The organism is Phenylobacterium sp., assembly GCF_046290725.1.
In the GTDB taxonomy this organism is placed as follows: Bacteria; Pseudomonadota; Alphaproteobacteria; order Caulobacterales; family Caulobacteraceae; genus Phenylobacterium.
Map to the genome: position 1 here is coordinate 1,484,375 of NZ_JBKBUH010000001.1, position 22,336 is coordinate 1,506,710.

General features: G+C 69.6%; 24 protein-coding genes. 12 read left to right on the plus strand and 12 right to left on the minus strand.

What is annotated here, in order from left to right; genetic code table 11:
* Window positions 1-2: 2 nt before the first annotated feature.
* From ACK41C_RS07825 to ACK41C_RS07850, 6 genes are all read right to left on the minus strand, one after another.
* The gene (locus ACK41C_RS07825) at window positions 3-491 is read right to left on the minus strand and encodes a hypothetical protein (RefSeq protein WP_409652435.1); all 489 of its coding nucleotides are present in this window, start codon (window positions 489-491) and stop codon (window positions 3-5) included.
* Window positions 488-1,084 (minus strand): response regulator, encoded by a 597-nt coding sequence (locus ACK41C_RS07830; protein ID WP_409652439.1) that lies wholly within the window; start codon window positions 1,082-1,084, stop codon window positions 488-490. The genes ACK41C_RS07825 and ACK41C_RS07830 overlap by 4 nt, the downstream gene beginning before the upstream one ends.
* Before the next feature lie 69 nt (window positions 1,085-1,153).
* Complete coding sequence (locus ACK41C_RS07835) at window positions 1,154-2,671, minus strand: CehA/McbA family metallohydrolase (protein WP_409652440.1); 1,518 nt, start codon at window positions 2,669-2,671, stop codon at window positions 1,154-1,156.
* 19 nt (window positions 2,672-2,690) lie between these two features.
* Window positions 2,691-3,833 (minus strand): thiolase C-terminal domain-containing protein, encoded by a 1,143-nt coding sequence (locus ACK41C_RS07840; protein WP_409652443.1) that lies wholly within the window; start codon window positions 3,831-3,833, stop codon window positions 2,691-2,693.
* Between the two features lie 9 nt (window positions 3,834-3,842).
* The gene (locus ACK41C_RS07845) at window positions 3,843-4,247 is read right to left on the minus strand and encodes a Zn-ribbon domain-containing OB-fold protein (RefSeq protein WP_409652446.1); all 405 of its coding nucleotides are present in this window, start codon (window positions 4,245-4,247) and stop codon (window positions 3,843-3,845) included.
* Between the two features lie 94 nt (window positions 4,248-4,341).
* Window positions 4,342-5,025, minus strand: coding sequence for an ArsR/SmtB family transcription factor (locus ACK41C_RS07850; RefSeq protein ID WP_409652448.1), 684 nt, complete (start codon window positions 5,023-5,025; stop codon window positions 4,342-4,344).
* A 95-nt stretch (window positions 5,026-5,120) separates the two neighbouring features.
* On the opposite strand from ACK41C_RS07850, the gene ACK41C_RS07855 reads away from it, so the two are divergent.
* Both ACK41C_RS07855 and ACK41C_RS07860 read left to right on the plus strand, forming a co-directional pair.
* Entirely contained in the window at window positions 5,121-5,429 is a 309-nt protein-coding gene (locus tag ACK41C_RS07855) for an NIPSNAP family protein (RefSeq protein WP_409652451.1), read from the plus strand.
* On the plus strand, window positions 5,426-5,770 hold the full coding sequence (locus ACK41C_RS07860) for an antibiotic biosynthesis monooxygenase family protein (RefSeq protein ID WP_409652454.1): 345 nt from the start codon (window positions 5,426-5,428) through the stop codon (window positions 5,768-5,770). The genes ACK41C_RS07855 and ACK41C_RS07860 overlap by 4 nt, the downstream gene beginning before the upstream one ends.
* 6 nt (window positions 5,771-5,776) lie before the next feature.
* Here the strand turns inward: ACK41C_RS07860 and ACK41C_RS07865 are convergent, their stop codons facing one another.
* From ACK41C_RS07865 to ACK41C_RS07875, 3 genes are all read right to left on the minus strand, one after another.
* Window positions 5,777-6,094, minus strand: coding sequence for a GNAT family N-acetyltransferase (locus tag ACK41C_RS07865; RefSeq protein ID WP_409652456.1), 318 nt, complete (start codon window positions 6,092-6,094; stop codon window positions 5,777-5,779).
* Window positions 6,087-6,584, minus strand: coding sequence for a hypothetical protein (locus ACK41C_RS07870; RefSeq protein ID WP_409652458.1), 498 nt, complete (start codon window positions 6,582-6,584; stop codon window positions 6,087-6,089). Before ACK41C_RS07870 ends, ACK41C_RS07865 begins: the two co-directional genes overlap by 8 nt.
* A gap of 90 nt (window positions 6,585-6,674) precedes the next feature.
* Window positions 6,675-7,070, minus strand: coding sequence for a hypothetical protein (locus tag ACK41C_RS07875; RefSeq protein ID WP_409652460.1), 396 nt, complete (start codon window positions 7,068-7,070; stop codon window positions 6,675-6,677).
* 84 nt (window positions 7,071-7,154) lie between these two features.
* On the opposite strand from ACK41C_RS07875, the gene ACK41C_RS07880 reads away from it, so the two are divergent.
* From ACK41C_RS07880 to ACK41C_RS07900, 5 genes are all read left to right on the plus strand, one after another.
* Window positions 7,155-8,144 (plus strand): helix-turn-helix transcriptional regulator, encoded by a 990-nt coding sequence (locus ACK41C_RS07880; RefSeq protein WP_409652463.1) that lies wholly within the window; start codon window positions 7,155-7,157, stop codon window positions 8,142-8,144.
* A gap of 79 nt (window positions 8,145-8,223) precedes the next feature.
* On the plus strand, window positions 8,224-9,969 hold the full coding sequence (locus ACK41C_RS07885; RefSeq protein ID WP_409652466.1) for a GH116 family glycosyl hydrolase: 1,746 nt from the start codon (window positions 8,224-8,226) through the stop codon (window positions 9,967-9,969).
* 104 nt (window positions 9,970-10,073) lie between these two features.
* A complete protein-coding gene (locus ACK41C_RS07890) occupies window positions 10,074-11,945 on the plus strand; it encodes an ABC transporter ATP-binding protein (protein WP_409652469.1) in 1,872 nt (623 codons plus the stop codon).
* 3 nt (window positions 11,946-11,948) lie between these two features.
* Window positions 11,949-13,802, plus strand: a complete 1,854-nt coding sequence (locus ACK41C_RS07895; protein WP_409652471.1) for an ABC transporter ATP-binding protein — start codon at window positions 11,949-11,951, stop codon at window positions 13,800-13,802.
* A 94-nt stretch (window positions 13,803-13,896) separates the two neighbouring features.
* Window positions 13,897-15,555 carry a M28 family metallopeptidase gene (locus ACK41C_RS07900; RefSeq protein WP_409652473.1) on the plus strand — a complete coding sequence of 553 codons (1,659 nt, stop codon included), beginning with the start codon at window positions 13,897-13,899 and terminating at the stop codon, window positions 15,553-15,555.
* On the opposite strand, the gene ACK41C_RS07905 is transcribed toward ACK41C_RS07900, so the two are convergent.
* Window positions 15,552-16,355: a LytTR family DNA-binding domain-containing protein gene (locus ACK41C_RS07905; protein WP_409652475.1), complete on the minus strand. Its 804-nt coding sequence runs from the start codon at window positions 16,353-16,355 to the stop codon at window positions 15,552-15,554. The two genes, ACK41C_RS07900 and ACK41C_RS07905, sit on opposite strands and share 4 nt — an antisense overlap.
* 107 nt (window positions 16,356-16,462) lie before the next feature.
* Between ACK41C_RS07905 and ACK41C_RS07910 the strand changes: the two genes are divergently transcribed.
* Entirely contained in the window at window positions 16,463-17,641 is a 1,179-nt protein-coding gene (locus ACK41C_RS07910; protein ID WP_409652478.1) for an acyltransferase family protein, read from the plus strand.
* Here the strand turns inward: ACK41C_RS07910 and ACK41C_RS07915 are convergent.
* Window positions 17,638-18,405, minus strand: coding sequence for a class I SAM-dependent methyltransferase (locus ACK41C_RS07915; RefSeq protein WP_409652480.1), 768 nt, complete (start codon window positions 18,403-18,405; stop codon window positions 17,638-17,640). The genes ACK41C_RS07910 and ACK41C_RS07915 overlap by 4 nt on opposite strands.
* 201 nt (window positions 18,406-18,606) lie before the next feature.
* Here ACK41C_RS07915 and ACK41C_RS07920 point away from each other — a divergent pair, with 201 nt between their 5' ends.
* Genes ACK41C_RS07920 through ACK41C_RS07930 form a run of 3 tightly spaced genes read left to right on the plus strand, consistent with a single transcriptional unit; the run spans window position 18,607 to window position 20,685 of the window.
* Complete coding sequence (locus tag ACK41C_RS07920; RefSeq protein WP_409653958.1) at window positions 18,607-19,209, plus strand: LemA family protein; 603 nt, start codon at window positions 18,607-18,609, stop codon at window positions 19,207-19,209.
* Window positions 19,209-19,991, plus strand: coding sequence for a TPM domain-containing protein (locus tag ACK41C_RS07925; RefSeq protein WP_409652482.1), 783 nt, complete (start codon window positions 19,209-19,211; stop codon window positions 19,989-19,991). The genes ACK41C_RS07920 and ACK41C_RS07925 overlap by 1 nt, the downstream gene beginning before the upstream one ends.
* Before the next feature lies 1 nt (window position 19,992).
* On the plus strand, window positions 19,993-20,685 hold the full coding sequence (locus ACK41C_RS07930; RefSeq protein WP_409652485.1) for a TPM domain-containing protein: 693 nt from the start codon (window positions 19,993-19,995) through the stop codon (window positions 20,683-20,685).
* Between the two features lie 23 nt (window positions 20,686-20,708).
* Here the strand turns inward: ACK41C_RS07930 and gloB are convergent, their stop codons facing one another.
* The gene (gene gloB / locus ACK41C_RS07935; protein ID WP_409652487.1) at window positions 20,709-21,473 is read right to left on the minus strand and encodes a hydroxyacylglutathione hydrolase; all 765 of its coding nucleotides are present in this window, start codon (window positions 21,471-21,473) and stop codon (window positions 20,709-20,711) included.
* 81 nt (window positions 21,474-21,554) lie between these two features.
* Here gloB and ACK41C_RS07940 point away from each other — a divergent pair, with 81 nt between their 5' ends.
* Window positions 21,555-22,316 carry a class I SAM-dependent methyltransferase gene (locus tag ACK41C_RS07940; RefSeq protein WP_409652489.1) on the plus strand — a complete coding sequence of 254 codons (762 nt, stop codon included), beginning with the start codon at window positions 21,555-21,557 and terminating at the stop codon, window positions 22,314-22,316.
* Window positions 22,317-22,336: the final 20 nt, after the last annotated feature.

The following is a 22,336-nucleotide window of genomic DNA, read 5'->3' on the forward strand; positions in this document are numbered from 1 at the left end:
AACTACTTGCCGGCCGGGGCTTCTTCGCCGGCGTAGCGCTGGCTGACCTTGCGCAGGCCGTCCAGGATGGCGCGCGTGCCCGCGTCATCCTTGGCCGCCTCGGTATGCAGCAGCAGGCGGAAGGCCCTCAGGTGCACGGCCACGGCGTTGGCGTCCCACCCCCCCTTCGCCTTCAGCCGGTCGAGCAGATCGCACAGGCTGAGCAAGGCCGTCTCCACCGACTGCAAGCCGCAGACCCCCGCCACCCCGATGGGCGTGGAGACGACGCCATAAAGTTCGGCGGTCAGTTCGGCGTCGTACTCGCCGCCGGCGCGCGCGGCGATCGCCTCGGCGGCTTGAAGCACCTGGTCCAGCTCGCTCAGGCACTCGCCCCTCAGGCTCTCCAGCCCCGCTCCGGCCTTCTGCAGGGCCTCGGCCACCGGCAGCCCGCCCGGCGTGCGCAGCAGCTTGGCCAACCGCACCGGGGGCGTATGGATCTTCACCGCGCTCATAGTTCCACTCGTCGGGTCTTGACCATGGCGTCGATGACTTCCTGGTCCATGTTGGGGGTCTGGGCGTCGCCGATGTCGCCCTGCAGGTCGTCGCGGCGGCGGCCGACCATGCCGGGCGGCACGCCCTCGTTCTTGAAGCGGCGGTCGGGCCCGACATAGGTGTCGCACTCGACGAACTTCCGCCCTTCTCGCGCGATCCAGATGATCCGTTCGAGCACCGCGATGGGGGTCAGCGGCTTGGCCATCACGAAGTGGGCGCCGCAGTCGCGGGCCCGGTTCACATCGCCGGACGGGGTGTGGCCGGCGGTCATCAGCACCGGCGCGTAGCAGTTGGGCTCGATCCCGCTGCGCCGGAGCCAGGCCACGAAGTCGTAGCCGGGGCCGCCCATGGTGTCGACGATGGCGAGGTCGATCTCCACCCGCCGGATCGCATCCTCGGCCTCGGCGACGCTTTCGCAGCGATGCAGGGTCTTGGCCCCGAACCCGGTGAGAATCTGAGCCAGGATGCCCATGCCCATCGGGGTCGGCTCCAGGATGAGGATCGAGGCGCGCTCAAGATTGAAGCGGGCGCGTGATTCCGGATTGAGACCCATGGATTGCCCGACGAAATCCGACCGATTTGTGCTAACCCAAGGACGGTTAACAACAAATTCCGTCCCGGCTCAGAGTCCGGGATCGAGATGGATCGGATTGCCGATCAGCAGCAGGCGACCGTCCCGAGAACGGACGTCGGCGCGCACCCAGCCGCGGGTTCCGTCCGCGACGAATTCGAACGTCGCCAAGGCGTTGGCCTCGGTGACCGGGGCTTTCGGGTTCGCCGCCAGGCGGCCCCCGTCACCAGCCAGAACCACCATTCCGTCGGCGATCCCGGCCGTGCGGACAAGAAGCCGCACCCGCGTTCCGGCCGGCGCGATCAGGCTTCCGCCCATCTCCGCCCGCGCATCGCCCGCCTCGGCGTCGATCTCCAGGATCCGGTCGCGGGATCCCTCCACGTCGATAAAGACATGGCCCGCGCGGATAGCCTGCAGGATGGAGGTCTCGCTGAGTTGCGGCGCGCGGACGACGGTGGTGGGAACGCCGATGGCGGGCGCCTTGCCCGGCGACAGGGTCGGGTCGTGGTTGTCCGATCCGCCGACGCCGACGATTCGCCAGCCCTCGCCCAGCCGCGCTTCCCAGAAGGGCAGGCCGGACAGCGGTCCCTCGGCCACCCCGCCGTTGACCACCTCCACGGCCTGGATGCGGGCGTAGTCGGCGTCCGGCGCGGTCCAGCCGCATCCCATGCAGATCTCGCCGGACGGCAGCCCCGGATGGTTGATGGAGAAGAGCCCGCCGGCCGTCTCTACCTGATCGAGGATCGCCTTGAGGTCCGGCGCCCGCGGCCCGCCGAGCTGGAAGTCGAGATGGCCGGTCGGGCCGAAGACGTTGGCGTGACCCTGGAACGTGGTGATCTCGCGGCCGGGGATGATCAGCAGGTCATCGTAATAGGGCGCGATCTCCCGTAGCGCGCCGAACTGCGAGATCGCGTTGTGGTCGGTCACGGCAATGAAATCCAGGCCCCGGGCCACGGCCGCCTCGGCGGTCTTGAAGGCCGGGCAGGAGATCTTCGCCCCCCGCCGCGAGAGGCAGGAACCGTCGGAATGCCCGGTGTGCATGTGCAGGTCGCCCCGCCACCAGCGCTCGCCCTCGGCCAAGGGCGCCTCCGCAAATCCCGCGAAGGCTTCGCCCTTGCGGTGCAGCCAGATCTTCGCTTCGTAGCGCGCCTCGGCGTTCGCGCGGATGTTCGGCGCGCCCAGGACCAGCTTCCAGGTCCCGGCGCGGATCGGCCCGGGCAGGTAGGACGGCGTCGCCTCGGTCTCGGACAGGGTGAAGCGGCTCTTGTTCCCGCCGCTCCAGCCGCGAAACCGCTCGGGATCGCGCAGGCCCAGATCGATGACCGAGCGCTGCTCCTTGCCGGTATGGGCGAATTCCACCGTAATCCGTTCGACGCCTGCAGGCACACGGAAGGGAAGCTCCGTATAGGTCTGATGCGCCCGCCCGGTCAGGGCGCCGGTGAGCACCAGGTCAGGCGCACGGCTCTCGGCGCGCGCGGCGACGGCGCCGGCGATCAGGATGAGGAGGGCGAGGAGCCAAGCCCTCGCCCCCCAAAAGCCGGCCGGACGCCATGTCGGATCGTACGCCATGGCGTCGGGCCCGCCTCCGTCAGCCCTTCTCGTTGGAGAAGATGATCGTGCCGGAGGCGGCGAACATGCCGCCGACGCCGTGGCAGACGCTGATCTTCGCGCCGTCGACCTGGGCCGGGGCGATCCCGCGCATCTGCCGCACGCTCTCCTGCAGGGCGTACATGCCGTACATGCCCGAGTGCATGTAGGAGAGGCCGCCGCCGTTGGTGTTCAGCGGCAGTTTGCCGCCGATGGCGGTGTTGCGTCCCTTGATGAAGTCCTTGGCCTCGCCCGGCTTGCAGAAGCCGAGGTCCTCCAGGCCATAGAGCGGCAGGTGCGCGAAGGCGTCGTAGATCATCAGGTGATCGACGTCGTCATGCTTGATCCCCGCCTCGTCGAAGGCCTTCTTGCCCGAAACGCGGAACGCCTTGGAGGAGGTGAAGTCCTCCATCTGGCTGACCATCGGGGTTTCGACGCTCTCGCCCGTGCCCAGCACATAGACGGGCTTTTGCGGGAAGTCCTTGGCCCGGTCGGCGCTGGTCAGGATCAGGGCGCCGCCGCCGTCGGTGACCAGGCAGCACATCAGCATCCGGAACGGCCAGGCGATCATCGGCGAGTTCAGGACGTCGTCGACGGTGATCGGGTCCTTGAAGCTGGCCCGGGGGTTCTTGGCCGCCCATTCCCGCTGGATCACGGCGACCGTAGCCAGGTCTTCCTCGGTCACCCCGTAGGTCTTCATGTAGCGAAGCACCGGAACGGTGAACATGGTCGGCGGCGAGGTGACGCCGAACGGCATCTCGAACTGGCCCATCAGGCTGGAGGGCGCACGGCCGAAGCCGCCGGCCCCGACCCGCGAGCGGCCGGATTCGCCGTGGGTGATCAGGACGGTCTTGCACAGGCCCTCATTGATCGCCGCCGCCGCATGGCGGACGTGCAGCATGAAGGAGCAGCCGCCCACCGACGTGCCGTCGGCATAGGTCGGCGTGATTCCCAGATAGTGGGCGAGCTCGACCGGGCTGATCCCGGCGCAGGCAACGCCGTCGATATCCGCGGGCGAAAGGCCAGCGTCGGCCATGGCGTTCAGCGCCGCATCGGCGTGCAGGCCGATCACGGAGACGTCCGGAATCTTGCCCATCTTGGTGGTTTCGGCGGCCCCGACGACCGCGACAGTGTTCTGCTTCATAGTCTCGCCTCAGGCCTTCGCGGGTTGGAAGAAGGGCAGCGAGATCGTGTCGCTCATCTTCTCGAAAACGACTTCAAGCGGCATGTCCAGGACAAGCGCCTCGGGGGTCTGGGGGCAGTTGACGATGTTGGTCATCATCCGCGGGCCTTCCTCGAGCTGCACCACGGCGATGGCGTAGGGCTCGGTCCCCATGTCGGGGCGGGGCCGGTGATTGATGACGTAGGAATGCAGGGTGGCGCGGCCGCTGGCCTTGAACACCTCCACGTCGCGTGAACCGGTCTTCGGGCAGAAGGGCCGGGGCGGGAAATAGGCCTCGCCGGTCTGCTTGTTCCGCTGCAGCAGCAGCTCCCCGTTTCGGCAGCCGTCCCAGAAATGCTGGGTCTCCGGCGTAGGTTCGGGCAATAGTCGAGCCATCTGGAAATTCGTCCCCAATCGAAAAGTCGAATTTGAATTGGCCCGCGGGCGCGGGCGCCGCAGCAAAGCCGAGGTCGGCCCGCTTGTCGACGGCTTACGTCGAGGAGGCCGGCGCAAAGGTGCGGGAGAAGGCCGCCAGGCCGGGAGCGCTGAAGGCCACGATGCGCGTGCCGGGGAGGCGCCGCGCCCAGCCGAGGGCGTAGATCCTGTCCAGCAGGGCCGCGCCGAGCGCCCCGGCCAGGTGGCTGCGGCGCTCGCTCCAGTCGAGGCAGGCGCGGCAAACCGGGCGACGTGTCGCCGTCAATTCGATCCCGAAGTCGCGCGCGAAGGCCGCCCCTTCGTCGGTCAGCATCAGCGAGCCCTCGACGTCGAGAATCCGCCCGTGCGCCAAGAGGCTTTCGAGCAGGGCGACGCCCAGCTCTCCGGCCAGATGGTCGTAGCAGACCCGCGCTTGTCGCAGGGCCGGCTCCTTCGGCCCCGGGCGCGCCCGCTGGTGACCGGCCCGGATCGCCAGGCCCATCAGATGTTCCAGCACGGCGGCGACGTCCGCGTTGGCGAGGGTGAAGTAACTGTGCCGACCCTGGCGCCGAACCGCCACCAGCCCGCCGGCCTGCAGCTTGGCGAGGTGGGAGGAGGCGGTCTGCGCCGTCACCCCGGCTTCCCGCGCCAGTTCGCTGGCGGTCAGCGCCTCGCCGCCCATCAGCGCCGTCAGCATGTTGGCCCGCGCCGGATCGCCCAGGAGGGCGCCGATGCGGGCGATGTCGGGGCCGAGCTTCATGGCGTCAGACTACCGGCCGTAGGGCGCTCGCGCGAGCGGGGACGCTTCGAGCGCGGTCGAAGCATCGCAGCCGCGATCGCGGCTATTTCGGCCCCATGACCATCACCTGCTGCATCCGCTATGTCATCGACCCGTTCCAGCGCGACGCCTTCGAAACCTATGCCCGGAATTGGCTCTCCATCATCCCGGCCTGTGGGGGCGACCTCCTCGGTTACTTCCTGCCGCACGAGGGGACGAACAATATCGCGATCGCCCTGATCTCCTTCGACAGCCTTGCGGCCTACGAGGCCTACCGCGCCCGGCTGAAGGCCGATCCCGCCGGGGCCGCCAACTTCGCCATGGCGCAGGAAGAGCGCTTCATCCTCTCGGAGGAACGCACCTTCCTGAAGCCGGTGACGCCATGATCGCCGTCATCTTCGAGGCCCAAGCCAAGGAAGGCCGCCAGCAGGCCTATCTCGACGCGGCGGCGGCCCTGCGTCCCTTGCTGGATGAGATCGAGGGTTTCATCTCCATCGAGCGGTTCGAAAGCCTGACGACGCCGGGCAAGGTGCTCTCGCTCTCATTCTGGCGGGACGAGGAGGCCGTCGCCCGCTGGCGTGCGGTGGAGGCGCATCGGCGGATCCAGGCCGCGGGCCGGGTGGAGATCTTCGCCGACTATCGGCTTCGAGTGGCCGCCGTTGTCCGCGACTATGGCCTGCAAGACCGGAGTCAGGCGCCGGCGGATTCCCGGCGCGCCCACGGCTGAAGCGGTTCAGCCCGCGGTAAGGGCTCCACGCATGTCGGGATGCACCCGCTCGTGCAGTTCCGGCCGCTTGGCGATGTAGGCGCGGAAGAAGGGGCAGGTGGGCTTGATCGGCAACCCCTTCGCCTCGGCCAGAGCGAGCCCGGCGCGGACCAGGCGGCTTCCCACCCCGCGGCCCTCGAACTCCGGCGGCACGACCGTGTGGGGAAAGACGATGGCGTCCGGCTCCAGCCGGTACTCGGCGAAGGCGAGGTTCTCCCCCAGCCGGATTTCCAGGCGGCCCGCTGCGGGGTTGTCGGTGACCTTCAGGTCGTCGGCGTCATCCATGCACGCAGGCTAGGCGCGCCGGCGCGGCCGCGCCAGGGGCGCCATGCTTCGGCTCGGACGCTGGCGGGCAACGCAGGGAAAGGTCGTTCATCGCAAACGCCTGTGCCAGCAGACAACAGGCGGCGGGGAAGGGCGGCCGCACGGCATCGCCGGTCAGCCAGGACAGATGCGCCTCCATGCGGCCGTACTCTTCGGCCTGCGCCGCGGCGAAGGCCGCCAGGATCGTCTGCTCGTCGCAGGTGACGCTGAAGGAGCCTGGCGCTGCGAGCGTCAGGCGGCGTTTTCCCCCCACCCCGAGTTCGCGGACGAAGACCGTGAGCGCGGCCAGCGCTTCGGTCGCAAGCGGCCCGCAGGCCTCTTCGAACTGGCGGCGGACCAGGGCGCAGTCGCCGCGCCCGAAGGCGATGGCCCTGAAGCTCCAGAGCAGCATGTGCTCGCCGCGCAAGAGTTCGGAAAGCTGGGCGGGCGCGTCGGGGTTCGGCTGGGGCATGGCGGGTCTCCGTCGCCAGACCCTATTGTTATTGAGAATGACTCGCAATAAAGATCGTCGCCCGGACCCGCCGCGGCAGTTCGGCCGCCCTCACGCTGCGAAGGAACGCGTCATCGGCTCGGGGGCGAAGCTCTCCTCGTCCCACAGGGCGTCCCATTCCGCCCAGCGGGCGGCGGCGTCGCGCAGGCGGGCGTCGTCGCGGACGGTGGCCACCTGGCCTTCGGTTTCGTCCCAGATCACGGTCAGGTCGGCAAGGCGCCGGGCGGACGCCTCGAGCCGGCCTTCGGCGATCAGGCGCTCCACCGTCTGGGCCGAGACGCGGTACTTGCAGCGCCCGCCCGACATGCGCATGGCGGTGTCGGCGTGAGTGATGACCTGTTCGATCATGTCGGCGCTGGCGGCCTGGGTCGGCCTGCGGGCGTCGAACAGGAACAGCGGCTCCGGACGCGGGCGGCGGGGGGCGGGAAGACGGGTCACGTTGGGCATCGGGAGCTCCTTTCGTCTCGGCGAGATCCGGTCTAAAGTGCCGATGCGTCAAATACGGACGCATGAAGTTCCAGGATTGTTCCCATGCGTCACGAGAAGGCGGCGAGGCTGCTGGAGCTCGCCCGGATGCTGGCGGCTTCGGCCGAGGGCCTGACCCTGGACGAGATGGCCGAACGGGTCGGCATCGGCCGACGTACGGCCGAGCGCATGCGCGACGCGATCCGCGAGGTGTTCCCTCAGATGGAAGAGGTGGAGGATCCGCCCACCCGCCGTTTCCGTATTCCTTCGGGCCTGGACGGCGTCTTCCAGGCCCCGACGGCCGACGAGTTCGCGGCCCTGCACGCCGCGGCCGAGCAGTTCCGCGCCGCCGGCGCCAGTTCCCGGGCCGGAGCCTTGCTCTCCATCGAACAAAAGGTGCTCTCGGCCATCCGCGCCGGCGCCCGGCGCAAGCTGGCGCCGGACCTGGAGGCCCTGCTGGAGGCCGAGTCGGTGGCGATCCACGCCGGGCCGCGGCCCTTCGAGGATGAAACCGTGCTGGGCGCGGTGCGCGAGGCGATCATGTCGCTGCACCGGCTCCGCTTCCGCTACGAGGGCGGCTCCTCGCCCGGGCGGGTGCGGGAGGTGACGCCTTTCGGCCTGATGTTCGGCCGCTCGAACTATCTCGTAGGCGGAGAAGGGAGTTCGCCGGAACCCCGCACCTGGCGCCTGGACCGACTGCGCGACATCGAGGTCACCGACATCCCGGGGACGCGGCCGGCGGGCTTCTCCCTGCGCGAATTCATGAACCGTAGCTTCGGCATCTACCAGGACGAGATCGAGGACGTCCGCCTGCGCATCAAGCCGCACGGGGCGGAGGAGGCGATGGGCTGGCGCTTCCACCCCACCCAGGAACTGGAGCCTTTGCCCGACGGCGGCGTGCTGGTGCGCTTCACCGCCGGCGGCATGCGCGAGCTCGCCTGGCATCTCTTCACCTGGGGCGACAAGGTGGAGATCCTGGCGCCGGAGCGCCTGAAGACGGTGATGCGGCAGGAGTTGGCCGCGGCGGTCCGGGCCCACGGCGGAGCGTCCGACTGAGGCCCACGCAGCCGGGGCGCAGGTTTCCGCGTTCCGCTCTTCGTCGTACCAAGCCTGAAACCGCCGCAGGAGAGGTCCCTTGACGCCACCGCTCTTGAAGGCCCGCGCCGACGGCCGGGTGGAAGGCGAGACCGCCGTCGTCCTGCCGTTCATGGCTCCTCGGCTGCAGGGCGAGCTGAACCCCGACGGCTGGGCCGACCTGGCGCTGTGGGGGGCCGGTTCCCTGGGGCGGCTGCGGTTCGACCCGTTGGGCGGCCCCCACGTCTATTTCCCCAATGGGCTCTCCGCGCCCGAGGGCGGGTTCCATGTGGCCCAGGAAGCGCCGGTGATGGTGCTCTGCGGCGCCCGCTACCGCGGCTTTTCTCCGGCGCGGAAGTGCGCCGCCTGGGACAAGGTCCATCATGCGCGCGCCCGGGTCCTCCGCGAGGGTGCGGTCCGCTGCGTCGAGCTGCCCTGGGCCGTGGTGCTGATCGAGCAGCGCGGCGAGAACCTGATCGTCGCGGCCGGCGCCGACCGCTCGGAGGCCGAACGCGCCCTGCACTTCCGCATCGAGACCATCATCGCCGAGGGCGCGGCCTACGCCGCCCACTGCGATCTGATGCCGGAAGCCGACCCGCTGATGCGCTCCATGGTCATGCAGGGCGTGCATGCTGCGCTCTCGGCCATCCGGCGCGACGACCGCGGCCGGTTCGACGGCCTGGCCGCCGGGCTTCACTATTCGACGCCGGCCCGGACCTATTACCGCGACGGCTACTGGACCTTGCAGCTCCTGCTCGACCTGCAGCCAGCCATCGTCCACGAGCAGATCGAGATCCTGGCCTCCGGCGTCCAGCCGGACGGCGAGGCGCCCTCCGGCGTCATCGTCTCGGGGCCCGAACAGGCCCACGCCTGGGAGACCCTTCGAACCACCGCCTTCGGCATGGACTGGATTCACACCCGGTCGGTCGACTGGTGGAGCGATCACTTCGACTCGCCGCTCTTCTTCGTCCTGACCATCGGCGATTACGTGCGCGCCACCGACGACCTGGAGCCGGCCGAGCGGCACTGGCCGCTGATCAAGGGGATCTTCGAGCGCTATCGCGACCTGACCGAAGGTGGACTGCCGGTGAAGCCGCGGCATGATCGCGACTGGGCCGACAACGTCTATCGCGGCGGCTATGTGGCTTACGACCTTGGCCTGTGGGTGGGGGCCTTGGAGACCATCTGCCGCCTGGCCGGCAAGTTGGAGCCCGACCTCGTCGCCCCCGCCAGCGAAGCCGCCGAGCACGCCCGGGAGGCTATCGCCCGCGAGCTCTGGCGATCGGACGGCTGGTACGCCGACTACATTTCGCCCGAAGGCCTCTCCAGCGTCGAGCCGGCGCTGGAGGACCACCTGACGCTCGATAGCCTGACCCTGCTGCGCTACGACGCCGTGCCGCCGGACAAGGCGCGCGAGGTGCTCGACGCCGTACGCCGTCATCTGGAAACCCGCCACAATGGCGATCAGGCGTTCGGCGACTGGGGGGTGATGTGCGCCTATCCGCCCTTCAAGCATCGCGAGGACGTGCGGTCGAAGAGCGCCTTCGCCTTCCGCTACCACAACGGCGCCGACTGGCCCTGGCTCGACGGCCTCTATGCGGAGGAACGCCTGCGCCGCGGCCTGCCGGGCTGGCGCTATCCACTGGTCCGCTGGTGGGAAACCTGTCTGGAAAAGGGCTGGATGGGCGCGGTGGAGTATTTCTCGCCGCCCTGGGGACGCGGATCGCTGCTGCAGGGCTGGTCGGCCATGCCCGCGGCGGCGGCCCTGAGGCACCGGGAGGCGGTGCTGGCCGGCGACCGCGACTGAAGCTTCGCCACAACCCGCGCATTTGTCCGTTGCGTCAAAACAAGTCTGGCGCGCGGCGCCGGCCGCGTTCACAATGAGTTCCATACTCGGAAATGGAACGCGTAATGGGTGATTCTCCCCCCTCCCGGCGGGGTGCGGAGCCGACCGACTCCGCTTCGATCAGGGTCGATGTCCGCCAGATGCCGCGCGTGCTGCAGCGGATCGCGGCGCTCGCGATGCGCTATCCCCGCCGCATGGCGCTCGCCATCGGCTGCTCGCTGGGTTCGGCGGTGGCGAGCCTCACCCTGCCGCGCCTGTTCGGCCAGGCGGTGGACCACGCCCAGGCCATGCTGGCTGCGGGCGCCGCGCAGGCGGCGGAGGCGCAAGGGGCGCTCTGGACCACCGCCCTGCTGGTCCTCGCCGCCACCGTCGTCCGCGGTCTGCTCACCATGTACGCCGGCTACCAGGGCGAATATGTGAGCCAGCAGGTCGCCTACGACCTGCGGCTGAAGTTCTTCCAACAGCTGCAGCGCCTGTCCTTCGGCTTCCACGACCGCATCCACTCCGGCGACCTTGTGGCCCGCGGGATGCTGGACCTGGAGGGCGCCCGAGTCTTCATCCAGAACGGCATGATGCAGGCGCTGACGCTCGCCCTGCTGCTCGGCTTCGCCGGCTACATGATGCTGTCGACCGACTTCGTGCTGGGGCTGCTGGGCCTCGCCTTCGTGCCGGTCGCCGGCTGGGCGCTGGCGCGGATGGGCTTCCTCCTGCGGGTCACCTGGCTGCGGGTGCAGGAGCTGATGGCGGTGCTGACTCTGACCATGGAGGAGAATCTCCAGGGCATCCGCGTGGTTCGCGCCTTCGCCGGCAAGGAATTCGAACTCGCCAAGTTCGACCGCGCCTCCATGGACGCCCTGCAGTTCGCCTACAAGCGCATCACCCTGCGCTTCCGCGGCGTCTCGGTGATGACGGTCTCGTTCTACGGGTCGATGGGGCTGATGCTCTGGTACGGCGGCCACAAGGTGGTCGACGGCGCCATGACCGCGGGCAAGCTGACCGAATTCCTCACCTACATGACGCTGCTGCAGACGCCGATCCGGCAGATCGCCATGATCTTCAACTCCGCCGCCCGCGCCACCTCGTCGGGCGCGCGAGTGTTCGAAGTGCTGGACCTCGAACCCGAGATCGCGGACGCGCCGGGCGCGCGGCCCCTCGTCCCGACGCGGGGCGTGCTGAAATTCGACAGGGTCTCCTTCGCCTACGAGCCGGGCGGCAAGCCGATCCTGCAGGACGTCTCGTTCGAGATCGCGCCCGGGAAGACGCTGGGCGTCGTCGGTCCGCCGGGCAGCGGCAAGTCCAGCCTCGCCAACCTGATCCCACGCTTCTACGACGTGACCGAGGGCGCGATCACCATCGACGACAAGGACATCCGCGAGGTCACCCTGGCCTCGCTGAGGGAATATGTCGGCCTGGTCCAGCAGGAGGCGTTCCTGTTCGACGCCTCGGTCGGCCACAATCTCGCCTATGCCGATCCCTGGGCGGAGGACGAGCGGATCACGGGCGCGGCCAAGGTAGCCCAGATCCACGAGCACATCGCCGCCCTGCCCGCCGCCTACGACACCCGGGTGGGCGAGCGTGGCGTCGCGCTTTCCGGCGGCCAGCGCCAGCGCATGAGCATCGCCCGCGGCGTGGTGCCGGGGCCGGGGATCATGATCTTCGACGATTCCACCGCGGCAATCGACGCGGTCACCGAGCGGCGGGTGCGTGACAACCTGGCCCACGAGACAAAGGCCAAGGCGACCCTGATCATCGCGCATCGCCTGTCGTCCCTGATGCACGCCGACGAGATCCTGGTGCTGGACGAGGGCCGGATCGTCGAGCGCGGGACCCATGCAGAACTGGTGGCCCAGGGCGGCGTCTACGCCGACCTCTACGCCCTGCAGACCCGCGCCGAAACCCTGGACGAGACACCCGTCCGCGAAAGGGAGGAGGCCTGAGGCATGAGCGACCTCGCCGCTGAACCTCGCGCGCCCCGAGCCTCCCTGGGCTCCTCGGAGGGGGAGGACATCTTCGGGACCTTCGACACCAAGGTCGCCCGCCGCTTCCTGGCGTTCCTCCGGCCGCACCGAAAGGCCTTCGCGGCCGCCGTGGTCGCGGTGCTGGTTTCGGCCGCCTCGGTGGTGACCATCCCCGCCCTCATCGGCCGGGCGGTGGACGCCGCCGTCGCCGGCGACGGCGCGGCGCTCGACGCCACGCTGGCGGCCTTCGCCGGCCTGGTGGCGGTCTACGCCACTGTCTTCTTCCTGGAGCAGTGGCTGTCGGCCAGGCTCGCCCAGCGGGTGATCTTCGACATCCGCCGCAAGATGTTCGAGCACCTGCAGGACGTCTCGCTCTCCTTCATGGACAAGACCCACGTCGGCCGCATGATGGCCCGACTGCAGGGCGACGTGAACGCCCTGCAGGAGTTCCTGGAAAGCTCCACCGGCGCCATCGGCGACTTCGTGATGCTGGTGGGGATCGCGGCGGTGCTGGTGGCCATGGACCCGCAGCTGGGGCTGCTGACCCTCACCGTCCTGCCGGCGCTCATCGCCGTGCGGGCGATCTGGCTGCCCTTCTCCAAGAAGACCTTCCGCCAGGCGCGCGACGCCTCCTCCACCGCCAATTCGGCGCTGGCCGAGAACATCAACGGCGTCCGCACGGTCCAGGAAACCCGCCGCGAGGCGCTGAACTTCGAGCTCTACCGGGAGAAGGCGTACGAGAACTTCAAGGCCCAGACCGGCGCCTCCTGGATGAGCCAGATCATGGTGCCGACCGTCGACGTGCTCACCGGGCTCGCCATGGCCATCGTCATCGTGGTCGGCGGCAATGCGGTGCTGGGCGGCAGGCTCGAGGTGGGGGTGATGGTGGCCTTCATCTTCTATGTGCAGCGCTTCTTCGATCCTGTGCGCATGCTCTCCATGCAGTACACGATCATGCAGCGCGCCATGGCCGCGGCGCATCGCATCTTCGAAGTGCTCGACGTGCAGGTGACCATCGCCGACAGGCCGGATGCGACCCCCCTGCAGGATGCGCCGGCCACGGTGGAATTCCGCAACGTGACCTTCGGCTACGATCCCGCCCGGCCGGTGCTGCACGACGTCAGCTTCACCGTGAAGCCGAAGGAAGTGGTGGCCCTGGTCGGCCCCACGGGCTCTGGCAAGACCTCGATCATCGCGCTCACCCATCGCTTCTACGAGGTCGACCAGGGTCAGGTGCTGGTGGGCGGCCGCGACGTTCGCGACGTGACCCTGGATTCGCTTGGCCGCACCATCGGCATGGTGTTGCAGGAGCCGTTCCTCTTCACCGGCACGATCGAGGAGAACATCCGCTACAACACCGAGCACGCGACGACCGAAGACGTGATCGCCGCCGCCAAGGCGGTCTCGGCCCACGACTTCATCATGCGCCTGCCGGACGGCTACCAGACCAAGCTCGGCCAGCGAGGGCGCAACATCTCCATGGGCCAGCGGCAGCTGATCTCCTTCGCCCGCGCGCTGGTGGCCGACCCGCAGATCCTGATCCTCGACGAGGCCACGGCCAATATCGACTCCTTCACCGAGCAGGCGATCCAGAAGGCGCTGAAGGTGCTGTTCGCCGGGCGCACCTGCATGGTCATCGCCCACCGCCTGGCCACCATCCGCGACGCCGACCGCATCATCGTGCTGCAGCAGGGCAGGATCCTGGAGCAGGGGAACCACGACGCGCTGATGGCGACCGGCGGCCTCTACGCCCGGCTCTACACCTCCGCCCACGCCTCGTTCGACGACCAGGCGGTGGCGGCCACAGGGGATTCGGAATTCGCGACGCGAACCTGAACCTGCGCCGGCCTGACCCTTCGCGGGGATAAGCGGGAAGGGGACACCGCGCTCGGCCGTCCGCTAACATGCGCTCCTGTTTTGGAGCTCCCCCATGCGCCTGTTTGCGGCCGCCGCCCTATCCATCCTTCTCGCCACCGCCGTTCAGGCCCAGGATTCCGGGCCGATCGATCCGCAGCGGCTGTCCGACATGGTCAAGGTCATGGCCTCGGATGAGTTCGAAGGCCGGTCTCCGGGTTCGGCGGGGGAGGCGAAGACCGTCGAGTACCTGGTGCGCGAGTTCACCGCGCTGGGCCTCGAGCCGGCCGGGGAGAACGGGACCTTCCTCCAGGACGTGCCCCTGGTCCGCTTCCAGGTGAAGGATCCCTCGATCTTCGCCTTCGAGGTCGGCGGGCTCTCGCGGCCGCTGGCGCGCAACCAGGACATCTCCGTCACCCTCCAGCGGCCCGTCGACCGGGTGACGATCTCCCAGGCCCCGCTGGTCTTCGTCGGGTACGGCGTGTCCGCGCCGGAGCGCGACTGGGACGACTACAAGGGGGTCGACCTTGCGGGCAAGGTCGCCGTCTTCCTGATCAACGACCCGGACTTCGAGGCCGGGCCGGGCGAGCCCGTGGCCGGCAGGTTCGGCGGCCAGGCGGCCACCTACTACGCCCGCTGGACCTATAAGTGGGAGGAGGCCGCCCGCCGCGGCGCGCTGGGCGCCCTGATCGTCCACGAGGCGCCCGGCGCGGGCTACGGCTGGTCGACGGTGATCGCTTCCAACGGCGAGGCCTTCGACATCGTCCGCGCCGATCCGGCCAAGGACAAGGCGGCGCTGCAGGGCTGGATCACGCGCGAGGCGGCGGTCGAGCTCTTCGGCGACGCCGGCCTCGACTTCGAGGCCCTGAAGGTGGCGGCCCGGCGTGCGGACTTCCGGCCGGTGGCGCTGGAGGGCGTGACCCTTTCAGCCGACGTGCCGGTGGAGCATGCCAGGCTCGTCAGCCGAAACGTGATCGGCAAGATCACGGGCGCCGCGCGGCCCACGGAAAGCGTGGTGTTCGCCGCCCACTGGGACGCCTACGGGCTCGGCGCGCCCGACGCGCAAGGGCGCAGGGTGCGGCCGGGCGCCCTGGACGACGCCATCGGCGTGGCCGGAGTGATGGAGATCGCGCGCGCGTTCAAGGCGGCCCCGCCGCCGCCGCGCACCCTGGTCTTCGCCGCCTGGACGGCCGAGGAGCGCGGCCTGCTGGGTTCGGAATATTTCGGCGTGCATCCGACCGTGCCGCTGGAGACCATGGCCGCGAACCTGACGCTGGACGTGCTGCAGCCTGTGGGCCCTGCGCGGGACGTGGTGCTGATCGGCGCCGGCCAGAACGAGCTGGAGGATCTGCTGGCCCAGGCGGCGGCGGGTCAGAACCGCACCGTGACGCCCGACGCCCATCCGGAGCGCGCGCTCTTCTATCGCGCCGATCATTTCTCGCTCGCTCGCCGGGGGGTTCCTGTGCTGCTGCTGATGGCTCTGGGTGGGGGGCAGGACCTGATCGCGGGCGGTCGCGAGGCGGGCGAGCGGTGGGTCGGCGACTACACCGCCAACTGCTATCACAAGACCTGCGACGCCTGGTCGGCGGACTGGGACCTGCGCGGCGCGGCCCAGGATGTGGCTCTGTTTCACGAGATGGGACGCCGCCTGGCCGAACCCGGCGTCTGGCCGAATTGGAAGGCGGACTCGGAGTTCCGGCCGGTGCGCGACGCCACGGCCGCTGTGCGTCGCTAACCCGCCTTCAGAATCGCGAGCGCCTCGGGGAACCGGCGCGAGAGCGGGGCCTCCGTGGCGCCGAGGCGAACCATGTAGTCGCCCGACCGCTCAGGCCGCAGCTCGGTGACGCGCGCGGCGTTCACCAGCCAGGAGCGGTGGGTGCGTACGAAGCCCCGAGGCGCCAGCTCGGCCTCGATGGCGGCGAGCGGCGAGCGCATCAACGCCTTACGCCCGTCGGCCAGGACGAACTCTACATAGTTGCCGGCCGAGGTGACGGCCAGGACCTCGTCCAGCCTCACCCGCACCAGCCGGGCGCCGTCCCGGATGTCGAAAGTAGCCGGTTCCGCGGTTCCGGCGGCTGGCGGCGTTCCGAAGATGCGCGTCATCGCCCAGAAGGCCGCCATGCCGATGGCGTAGCCGAGGGCGTCCTTGCGCAGCTCGTAGAGGAAATTGCCGGCCAGGTCGTAGCTGAAGGGCACATTCAGGACGCCGAAGATCAGTCGGCGCAGCAGGTAGAAGCCGCCGACATGGAAGGTGGCGAACGCCATCAACCCGCCTGCGTGCACGGCCGCCACGCGCCAGATCGGGCGGCTGTCGGGCGGGGCGATGCGATAGGCCATCCAGCCGATCCAGATGGCGGCGATGGCGGTCGCCGCGCTGGTCGCCTCGCAAACCACCGGGACAATCCATTGGACCTCCGGATCGTCGTGCATCCGGCTGAGGGCGTTGACGAGGTTCAGCGCCCCGACCGCCGCTGCGAAGATCGGCAGGGCGCGCCAGAAGATCCCGTTCGTCCCGGATCGTTCGCCGCTCGTCACGCCTGCGTCCCCGTTCGTCCCCGCCGCTTCGCCGGAAACCCCCGCCGACTTTCCCGCGGTCCCGGCCGATTGCAAGTCATTGGCGCTGCGAATTACGAGACTCGACCATGACGACCGCCGCTTCCGAACGCCGCCCCGATCTGGACTGGATCCGGGTGGGCGCCTTCTTCCTCCTGATCCTCTACCACGTGGGCATTTTCTATGTGCCGTGGGACTGGCACGTGAAGACGCCGCAGCCGGTGGAATGGCTGGCTCCGGTCATGATGGCCACGAATCCCTGGCGGCTGACCCTGCTCTTCCTGGTGTCCGGCGCGGCCACCCGCTTCATGGCCGACAAGGCGAGCGCCGCGGGTCTGGCCCGGGCGCGGACCGCGCGCCTGTTGCCGCCCCTGCTGCTGGCGATCTTCGTGATCGTGCCGCCGCAGAGCTATTACGAGGTGGTGGAGCAGGCTGGGTTCGCCGGTTCGTTCGCCGAGTTCTACGGCAAGTACGTCACCGCCAGCGGGAACTGGTGCGACGCGGACGGCTGCCTGATCACGCCGACCTACAATCACATGTGGTTCGTGGCCTATCTGTTCGTCTACAGCCTGGTCCTCGCCGGCGTGCTCGCCTTCGCGCGCCGCCCCTTCGAGCGCCTCGGTGGCGTGCTGGAGCGCGGGCTGGACGGCTGGGGCCTGATCCTCTGGCCGCTCCTGTTCCTCGCCCTGGTCCGCTGGAGCCTGGCGCCGATCTTCGGGGTCACCCATGCCCTGGTCGACGACTGGTACACCCATGCGCTCTCCTTCTCGGCCTTCCTGTTTGGCTTCCTGATCGCCAAGTCGGAGCCCCTGAAGGCGAGGTTCATCCGCCTGCGCTGGCCCGCGCTCGTTCTCGCCGTCGCCGGCTACGGCCTCTATGCGGGGCTCGCCCTTACGCCGCGCGGGGAGGGAGCGGCCTGGCTCTGGTGGGCGCGGCAGGGCGGCTATGTGCTGCAGCAATGGTGCGCCATCGCCGCCGTGCTGGGCTTCGGCGCCAGGCACTTGACCCGGGGCGGGCCGGTGCTGACCTATCTGACGCTCAGCGTTTTCCCCTTCTACATCGTCCACCAGACGGTGATCGTCGCCGCCGGCCACCATCTGGCCAAGCTGGGTCTGAACCAGGCGCTGGAGGCGGCGATCCTGATCTTCGTGACCTTTGCGGCCTGCTTCGCCACCTACGAGATCGTGCGCCGGGTGACCCTGCTGCGCCCGCTGTTCGGCCTGAAACCGCTGCCGCGGAGCCCGGAACCGCAGGCCGCTGCGGCCTAAGGTTTCGCAAAGACATGCACCTCGCCCACCCCGCCCAAGGGCGTGGGCGCGCCCTCCAGCCTCAGGCCCGCGGCTTCTGCGAAGGGGCGCGGATCGGCGACATAGTAGGTCAGGCGCTCGCGCGAGCGGCGCTCCTCGCGGCCGCGCGCGTCGGTCAGCACATAGTCGACCACTTGGTCGAAACGGCCGATGGCCGCCTTGGCCTTCCGTTCGTGGACGAAGATCGAAAGCCGGCGACCGGCGTCGTCCACGGAGACCTGCAGCACCGCGCGCTCGCGCGGCGGCGCCGGGCCGGCCAGGCTCTCCGCCCGAGGCAGGTGGAAGGCCGCCTTGCCGCCCGGCTTCAGGGCCCCCGCGACGCCTGTAAAGACGTTGCGCCAGGCCGCGCCCGCCGGCAGGTGCGCCAGGCCGAAGAAGGGGCAGATCACGAGATCGAAGCTTTCGTCGAGCTGCAGGGCGGTCATGTCCCCGCGCCGGAACCGGATGCGGGCCGCGAGGTCCGGACCCCTGAGGGCATGCTTGGTCTGCGCCTGGGCCAGCATGCTGGGGGCGATGTCGAGGCCCAGGACCGACAGGCCCTTCTCCGCCAGGGCGAAGGCGACCCGCCCCGTTCCGGTCCCCAGCTCCAGCACTGAGCCCCCGGCCGGCGCCAGGCTCGCATAGAGCTCGACATCGCCGGCCAGGCTGGCGTCCTGGGCGGTGATCAGATCGTAGAAGGCGGCCGACAGGCCCTTGTCGGAATAGTAGGGGCGGGGTTCGGGCATGCGGGGATCCTGCCGTTGAACGGGCGCCCCTACTTCGCCTCTGCGCCGCTCGCCCTCAAGCCGTCGGCTGTGGATTGCGTTGCATCAAGGCGCAGGCCACATAATCTCCACCATGTCGGGTTCGGCTGCATCGGGGGAGTCCCTCACTTGACCAGACTTCGCAATCGCTTCGCGCGCGTCGCCGTGATCCTGCTGGCGCCGATGCTGCTCGCCGCCTGCGGGATCAACACCATCCCCACCAAGGACGAGCGAGCCAAGGCCGCCTGGGCGGAGGTGCAGAACCAGTATCAGCGCCGGGCCGACCTGATCCCGAACCTCGTGGAGACGGTGCGAGGCTACGCCGCTCAGGAGCGGCAGGTGCTGACCGAGGTGACCCAGGCGCGGGCCTCGGCCACCCAGGTGCAGGTCGACGCCTCGACCATCACCGATCCGGAAGCCTTCCAGCGCTACGCCGAGGCCCAGGACCGGCTGTCGGGCGTGCTCGGCCGCCTCATGATGATCCAGGAACGCTATCCCGACCTGAAGTCGAACCAGAACTTCCTGGCCCTGCAGAGCCAGCTGGAGGGGACGGAGAACCGCATCTCCATCGCCCGGCGCGACTACAACGAGGCGGTGCGCGACTACAACACCGAGATTCGCACCTTCCCCGGCGCGCTCTGGGCCGGCACGGTGCATCGCTGGGCCAAGCCGATGCAGACCTTCCAGGCCAGCGCCGCGGCCCAGTCGGCGCCGACGGTCGACTTCGGCGCCAGCCCGCCGGCCCAAGCCCCGCCCGTCACGGCGCCGGCCCCGGCCAACCCGTGATGCGGCGCGCAGGACCGCTCGGCGCCTTCGCCCTGGCGGTCCTCGGCCTCGTCCTGGCCGCGGGGCTCGCCTTAGCCGCGCCCAAGTTCCCGCCCCTGACCGGGCGGGTGGTCGATCAGGCGAACCTGTTGTCGCCCCAGGCCGAAACGCAGATCACCGAACGTCTGGCGAGCCTCGAAGCCCAGACGGGACGCCAAGCGGTCGTCGTCACCCTAAAGGACCTGCAGGGCTATCCCATTGAGGACTACGGCTACCAGCTCGGCCGGGCCTGGGGGATCGGCGACAAGGACCGCGACGACGGGGTGCTGCTGATCGTGGCGCCTGCCGAACGCGCGGTGCGGATTGAGGTGGGCTATGGGCTGGAGCCGATCCTCACCGATGCGCTCTCCAGCCTGATTATCCAGGAGCAGATTCTGCCCGCCTTCCGGCGTGGGGACATGGAAGCCGGCGTCCTGGCTGGGACCGAGGCCATCGTGCGCCAGCTCTCCCTGCCGGAGGACGAGGCCCGTGCGATCGCTGCGCAGTCGAGTCGGCAGTCGAGCGACTCCTCCATCGGCATACCGGCGATCTTCATCATATTGATCGTGTTCTGGCTGATCGGCGGCGTGCTGGGCGCGTTCTCGCCGCGCGGCCGGCGACGTTCGCTGTGGTGGCTGCTGCCGCTGCTGCTCTCAGGCGGCGGCGGAGGAGGGCGCGGGGGCCGGGGCGGCGGCTTTGGCGGCGGCGGGTTTAGCGGCGGCGGCGGCTCCTTCGGCGGCGGCGGGGCTTCGGGGAGATGGTAGGATGCTGACGGACGCAGACCGAAAGCGGATCGAACAGGCCGTTCGCCAGGCCGAGACCCGCACCTCCGGCGAAATCTACTGCGTGGTGGCGTCGGAATCCTCGGACTACCGGGAGGTGCCGCTCGCCTGGGCCGGCGCCGCAGCGCTCGTGGCGCCGGCGATCCTCTTGGCCGGCGGGGTTCACGTGACCGCGCCGGAACTGATGGGCGACGGCTGGACGGCGGCGCAGATGGCCGCGGCCGCCGAACAGGCGGCGAGGGGGGCGCTCGGCGGCGCAATCCTTTTGCAGGGCGCGCTGTTCATCGCCGTGGCGCTGTTCACCGCCATCCCGCCGATCCGGCGGTTCGTGACGCCCCGGATGCTGAAGCAGGATCGTGTCCGCCGGCGCGCACGCGAGCTGTTCATGTCGAAGAACCTGGCGGCCACGCGCGAGCGCACCGGCGTGCTGATCTATATCTCCGTCGCCGAGCACATGGCCGAACTGGTGGCCGATGACGGTATTTCGGAGAAGGTCGAGCCGGTGGTCTGGGAAGGCGCGATGGCCCGCCTGGTGGCCGGCTTCAAGCTGAAGCGGCCCGTCGAAGGGTTCGAACAGGCCATAGACCAGTGCGCCGAGATCCTCTCGGAGCACTTCCCCGCCCGCCCGGGCGATAATCCCAACGAACTGCCCGATGCTGTTGTGGTGCTGAGCTAGCGCCCACGCAGCAGCCCCCGGCCTCAGCCCTTGAAGGCGTCCTTCGCCTGACGCACGGCGGCGAAGGCCTGGTGATCGGGAACGCCGACCAGGCCCATCTTCGGCGCGAGTCGTGGCGCGCGCAGGAAGGGGTTGGTGGCCTTTTCCAAGCCGATGCTGGTCGGCACCGTCGGCTCGCCCCGCTCGCGCGCCGCGAAGATCTCGTCCGTTCGAGCCTTCAGCGCCGGATCGTCGTCCACCGAAAGGGCGAAGCGAGCGTTGGACGCGGTGTATTCATGCGCACAATAGACGGTGGTCTCGTCCGGCAGGGCGGCCAGACGCTGCAGGCTCGCCCACATCTGCTCGGGGGCCCCTTCGAAGAGGCGGCCGCAGCCCAGGGCGAACAGCGTGTCGCCCACGAAGGCGACCTTGTCGGCCGCATCGAAATAGGCGACGTGGCCCAGGGTGTGGCCGCCGGACTCGATCACCTCGAACTGCGTCCGGCCCAGCATCACCGCATCGCCGCCGCTCACGATGCGGTCGGGCGCCTGGCCCAGGCGCTCCACCTCCTGGGGGCCTACGACGGTCGCGCCGGTGGCGGCCTTGATCTCGGCGTTGCCGCCCGCATGGTCCGGGTGCCAGTGGGTGTTGAGGATAAGGTCGAGCTTCCAGCCGAGCGCCTTCAGCTCCCGCAGAATGGCGCCGGCATCCGGGGTGTCGACGCAGGCCGCCAGCCCCGTGGCGTCGTCGCGGACCAGGAAGCCGTAATTGTCGGACAGGCAGGGGAACTGGTGGACGGTGACGGTCACAGGCGGGCCTCCCGGCGATCTTCGACACCCTTGCGATTTAAGGCGCGGGCGCCCACAAGTCGAGGATAGGCAGGGTCTTGCATGCGCCGCGACGTCCTCGAGCTTCGGCAGTTCTACGCCTCGCGCCTGGGCGCGGCGGCGCGCGAGATGGTGGCGCGCAAGGTGGAGGAGACCTGGGCCGACGCTCACGGGCTGGACGTACTGGCGCTCGGCTACGCCACGCCGTTCCTGGGGGATATCGAGATCGCCGCGCGCCGTGTCGTGGCGGCCATGCCCGCCCAGCAGGGGGTGGAGATCTGGCCCAACGCCGCCGGCAACCGCGCCTGCCTCACGGCGGAAGACGCCCTGCCGTTCCCCAACGCCTTCTTCGACCGCATCCTTGCCGTTCACGCCCTGGAGGAGAGCCCCGATCCACTGGCCCTGCTGCGGGAGGTCTGGCGCGTGCTCGCCCCCTCCGGGCGGCTGGTGGTCGCCACCGCCGCACGCAACGGCCTGTGGGCCAACGCCGAGAAGACTCCCTTCGGCCACGGACGCCCCTACACCCGCAGCCAGCTCGCCGACCTGCTGCGCGAGGCCGAGCTGGAGCCCACCGGCTGGACCCGCGCGCTCTATGTTCCGCCAGTGGGATGGATGGCGGGCTGGGCTGAAGGGTTCGAGCAGGCCGGCTCGCGCCTGTGGCCGGGCTTCGCCGGGATCGTGTTCACAGAGGCGGTGAAGCAGAGCTTCGCCGTCAAGCCGCGGGCGATGCGCGTGCGGGCGCGAGCGCCGCGCCCTGCGCTTGCGCCCAGCCCGGCGCCGGCCGGCCGGGCGCCTGTTTCGCGGGCGCCGTCGGAGGAAGCTTAGCCGCGGGCTTGGAGCCGGCT